The sequence below is a fragment of the Cytophagia bacterium CHB2 genome (genome assembly GCA_030263535.1).
Classification (GTDB): domain Bacteria; phylum Zhuqueibacterota; class Zhuqueibacteria; order Zhuqueibacterales; family Zhuqueibacteraceae; genus Coneutiohabitans.
The window spans coordinates 1-4528 of the sequence record SZPB01000450.1; the positions used below are offsets into that span (position 1 = coordinate 1).

The following is a 4528-nucleotide window of genomic DNA, read 5'->3' on the forward strand; positions in this document are numbered from 1 at the left end:
TGTGGCAGCCGCCGCAGGTCGCGCCCGAAGGTGGGGCGCCATGGACCTCGTGGCAGTTGTTGCAGCGCTGGTGCTTCGGTGGGCTCTTGTTGACGATGTCGCTGGCCTGTTCCTTGTGGCAGGTGACGCACTCGTTGGGAGCGGCGACCCAGGTGTGCGGCAAATGGCAGCTGGCGCACTCGTCGTGGCGGAGCGCGGTGGAAGCGGCGCCATTGCTCTTGGCGCGGGCCTGCTCGTGGCAGGTGACGCAGCGGGCGCCCGCCTGGGCCACGGGCTTGTGCTGCTTGTGGCAGCTCTCGCACTTGATGTGGTCTTCCGGCAGGTTCGGGCTGCCGGACAGGATCTGGATCTGGTGGCAGCTCTTGCAGGGGCGCGCTGCGCCCTGGCCGCTGGACTTGTCGTGGGGCTGGTGGCACTGCTTGCAGTCGACGTCGCCGTGCAGATCGCTCGGGCGGATGGCGCTCGCCGGCACGACGTCCTCGCTCTTCACCGCGCCGTCGCTGTGGCAGCGCGTGAATGTTGGCACTCGTTTCTGCAAATACCGGCGTGGCCGGCTCACTTGTGCTGGCAGGCAGCTTGCGCATGACGTTCTGCTTCAACGAATCGGGCGGCGTTTGCAACGGAAGCGCGTAAGGCAGGCCTGCCAGCACGCGTTGCGCCTCTTGCAAAGCGCGCGTGACAGACGGCTCTCCCGCCGCCAGGCGCCGGGAAAACTCCTCCGCCTCGGCCTGCTCCAAGCTGCCAAGCACGAATCCATCGGCGAGTGTTTGCGTTCTTTCGTCTGTCATCTCATGCTTGCGTCGATTGATATTTTTCAACAATACGAATGAAAAGAATAATCAGTTTGGCGCCGCTCGCACGGTGGTGAAATAGGTCTCTCTAAAATATTCTTGTTTACAGCAATTCATCTTCCAAAGACGAAACGATAAACAATTGACAGCCGTGCACCGTCTTTTGAACACCATGAATGGAGCCGCCCTCGGCGCGTTGATAATCGCCGGCATGCAGCACATTATCGCCTACGTGCAGATCGCCTTGCAAAACATAACATTCCTCAAAACCAGCATGGCGATGTCCGGGATAGGCCGTGCCGGCCGCCATGCGCACCAGCATAGTGGCATAACTGCGCTTTTGGTCAACAAATAATTTCTTAACCTCCACACCGGGAACGGCCGTTGTTTCCCACTCGCCTTCGCTTCCACGTTGTAGAAAGAAATCAACCGGACCGGCGGGCCGTTTCCAGTTTTTCCAGATTTGCACATCACGCGTATTTTCTGCGGCAGACTTGCCGGTAACCGGCGCTTCCGCATGTTCGTGTTGAAGAGATGCTTGCGAGGCTTCGTCGCGAATCGCATCTAGCAAACGTTTTTTTAAACCTGCCGGGGGCGCCGCCGGCTCCAATGAACAGGGGAGCGCCATCAATATGCGCGTCCAGTTGGAAATCACCGCCCGGACAAGAGGCGAATTTTCCGCAACGTGCTTTTTCGCAGGTTGTTGTTCATCATTGTCGAGCGCTCCGATCAAGTAGGCGCCCAACAAGTCACTGTAATCCGTTGTCATATTTATCTACACTTTGCTTAACATTTATCTGATCTCTAGTACGCGATGCTACCGGCTTGCACGAGATAGCCGCGCAACTTCATCATCGCTTGACGCGTGCGCGTTTTAACGGTTCCCAACGGCGTGTTGGTTTCCTCGGCAATTTCAGACTGGCTCAACCCGCGAAAATAGGCCAACTCAATGACGTCGCGCTGCTCGCGCGGAAGCTGTTCGAGCGCTTGCTGCAATAACCGTCCGTCTTCCCTTGCCACCGCGGCCTCTGCCGGACTCTGATCATGCTCGATCAGGATTTCGCCTACAGATTCCATTTCCACCCGGCGCGAGGCCAGGCGCATCTTGGCACGATAATGATCAATCGCCAGATTGCGGCACAGCACAATCAGCCAGGTGCGGACATTGCCGCGTTTCTGCGAGTAAAGCGCGGCCTTACGCCAAGCCGTGAGAAAGGCCTCTTGCACCACGTCCTGCGCCGTCGAGGCGTTGCCTACAATCTTAAGCGCCAGCGTATAAAGCACGGTCGCATAGCGATCATACAACTCGGCCAGGGCCTGCTGCTCGCGTTGCGCCATTGCCCCGAGCAACTCGTCATCCGAGCGCCGCAAGACGTCTTGCCCTACTCCTGTCGCGGGGTCAGCCTGCTGATTCATAATGAAGTCCATCCCTTCAACCGCGTTGCTCGATTCTCAAAAAAACAACTGCCATACAGTGGTTTTAAAAGTGCCATTATTGCGCCAAAAAAGCAAGTCCTTTTAAAAACGACAGCCCCGCGATTTGCCAGAATAGCCAGGATCGCAGGGCCGTCAGCCGTGGTACAACTCACTCACCGTGTGCGCGTGTAATTCAAGGCCAGTTTATCGCAATACTCTCCGAGATACTTTCACTGCTTGCGCGCCGCGACAAAATTGCGGTTGCGCCGCAAGCCGCTACGACGAACCCATCCGCTTACGCAAGAACGCAGGCACGTCATAATCTGCCGGCGCATCAGGCATCGGAACATATTCATCCTCCAGAGGACGAATGATCGGTTCGGCGTGCCCGTTATGGCCATTGTGCCCATTATGGCCGTTCTTCTCGCGGCGCTGATAGGTTGGGATGTCGAGTTCCTTGATGGTTGTGTCAAAAAATCGTGCAACACGATTCTGCCGGCTCGCAGAAGGATGGCGGCCGTTGAGGCGAAAACCCGTGGCAATCACAGTAACGCGCACCTCGTCGCCCATGTTTTCATCGATGACGGCGCCGAAGATCACGTTGGCGTCGCTGCCCGCCGCTTCGGAAACCACGGTGGCGGCATCGTTCACTTCATGCAATGTCATATTGCTGCCGCCGGTGATATTCACCAAAACGCCGAGCGCGCCTGCAATCGAAATGTCCTCGAGCAGAGGGCTTGAAATGGCTTGTTGCGCCGCTTGAATCGCGCGCTCTTCGCCGCGCGCCAAGCCCGCGCCCATCAAGGCATCGCCCATCTCGCTCATGACGGTGCGCACATCGGCAAAATCGAGATTGACCAGGCCAGGAATCGAGATCAAATCCGAAATGCCTTTCGTGGCGTGCAATAACACGTCATCCGCCTGGCGAAAGGCTTCAACCAGCGGCGTGCCTTTGGGCACAACCGAAAGCAGGCGTTGATTCGGAATGACAATCATGGTGTCGACGCGCTGTTTCAACTCGTGCAAACCTTCTTCCGCGCGTTTCAGACGCTTGTTGCCTTCAAACACGAACGGTTTGGTGACGATCGCGACCGTGAGCGCGCCGCGATCTTTGGCAATTTCCGCCACGATTGGCGCAGCGCCCGTACCGGTGCCGCCGCCCATGCCGCAGGTGACGAAGACCATGTCGCAACCGTCGAGAATTTCCGCCACCATGTCGCGATCTTCTTCAATGGCTTTGCGCCCGATTTCCGGATCTGCGCCCGCGCCCAGGCCGCGCGTGGTCGTCTTGCCGATTTGCAAACGTTGCGTCGATTTGGAGGTGTCGAGCGCTTGCATATCAGTGTTGATGGCGACGAAATCAACACCCGTCAAGCCGGCGGCGATCATGCGGTTCACGGCGTTGCATCCGGCGCCGCCCACACCGACCACCTTCATGCGCGCCGCCATCAAGCCGCCTTCATCAAAATTCAATCTGAGGTTCATGGAGAAATCTCCTTGCTGAGAGTCATCGTTCGTAGTAGCCCCTTGCAGGGGCTTCAGTGATTAAAAACAAGCGCCTGAAGGCGCTACTACTTCACTAGGCCGCGCGGTTCACCACGCCAAACCAGCGTTTCATACGTTCCGCGATCTTGTCGAACAAATGCGTTTCATTCGGACTGGTCAAGCCTTCGACATCATTTTTGTGCTGATAGCCATAAAGCACCAATCCGACGCCAGTGGCATGGTTGGGTTTGTTCACTTCCGTAGTCACGGAATTCACGGTGTTGGGAATGCCGAGCTTGACCGGCATATCGAAAATCGATTCCGTCAGCTCGACGATGCCGGGCAACATAGCGCAGCCGCCAGTCAGAACTGCGCCCGCCGTCATGAGCTTGAAGTAGTCGGATTTTCTAAGCTCCGCCAGCGTCAGCTCCAAAATCTCTTCGACGCGCGGTTGAATGATGTCCACCAAAACCTGGCGCGAGACTTTGCGCGCCGGCCGGCCGCCGACGCCGAAAACTTCAACGGTATCGTCGCGTTCGATGTCCGTGTGAATGGCAGCGCCGTAGGCGATCTTAAGCAGTTCCGCGCGCTCGATGGGCGTGCGCAGGCCGTGCGCTAAATCGTTGGTGATGTTCTTGCCGCCGAGTCCGACAATGGCCGTGTGCCGAATACAGCCTTCATAAAACATTGCGATGTCGGTGGTGCCGCCACCGATATCCAACAACGCCACGCCGAGATTTTTTTCATCGTCCGTGAGAGTGGCGAAACTCGAGGCCAGCGGTTCAAGCACGAGATCTTGCACCACCATGCCGGCGCGTTCGATGCAGCGGCAGATA

Annotated in this window: 5 protein-coding genes; all 5 read right to left on the reverse strand. The window is 57.6% G+C overall.

All coding sequences use genetic code 11. From position 1 onward, the window contains the following. On the reverse strand, positions 1 to 526 hold a 526-nt coding region (locus FBQ85_26985), incomplete at its 3' end, for a hypothetical protein (protein MDL1878779.1). A 368-nt stretch (positions 527 to 894) separates the two neighbouring features. Continuing rightward, positions 895 to 1560: a hypothetical protein gene (locus tag FBQ85_26990; protein ID MDL1878780.1), complete on the reverse strand. Its 666-nt coding sequence runs from the start codon at positions 1558 to 1560 to the stop codon at positions 895 to 897. Positions 1561 to 1595: 35 nt separating this feature from the next. Further along, entirely contained in the window at positions 1596 to 2219 is a 624-nt protein-coding gene (locus FBQ85_26995) for a sigma-70 family RNA polymerase sigma factor (protein ID MDL1878781.1), read from the reverse strand. A 264-nt stretch (positions 2220 to 2483) separates the two neighbouring features. Then, positions 2484 to 3692, reverse strand: coding sequence for a cell division protein FtsZ (gene ftsZ, locus FBQ85_27000; protein ID MDL1878782.1), 1209 nt, complete (start codon positions 3690 to 3692; stop codon positions 2484 to 2486). Positions 3693 to 3786: 94 nt separating this feature from the next. Then, positions 3787 to 4528: cell division protein FtsA (gene ftsA / locus FBQ85_27005; protein MDL1878783.1), on the reverse strand; the 742-nt coding region annotated here is incomplete at its 5' end.

Excerpts from the sequence above, each read along its gene's own strand:
- FBQ85_26990 (MDL1878780.1), bottom strand. The coding sequence starts at position 1,560 with ATGACAACGGATTACAGTGACTTGTTGGGCGCCTACTTGATCGGAGCG.
- FBQ85_26995 (MDL1878781.1), bottom strand. The coding sequence starts at position 2,219 with ATGGACTTCATTATGAATCAGCAGGCTGACCCCGCGACAGGAGTAGGG.
- ftsZ (MDL1878782.1), bottom strand. The coding sequence starts at position 3,692 with ATGAACCTCAGATTGAATTTTGATGAAGGCGGCTTGATGGCGGCGCGC.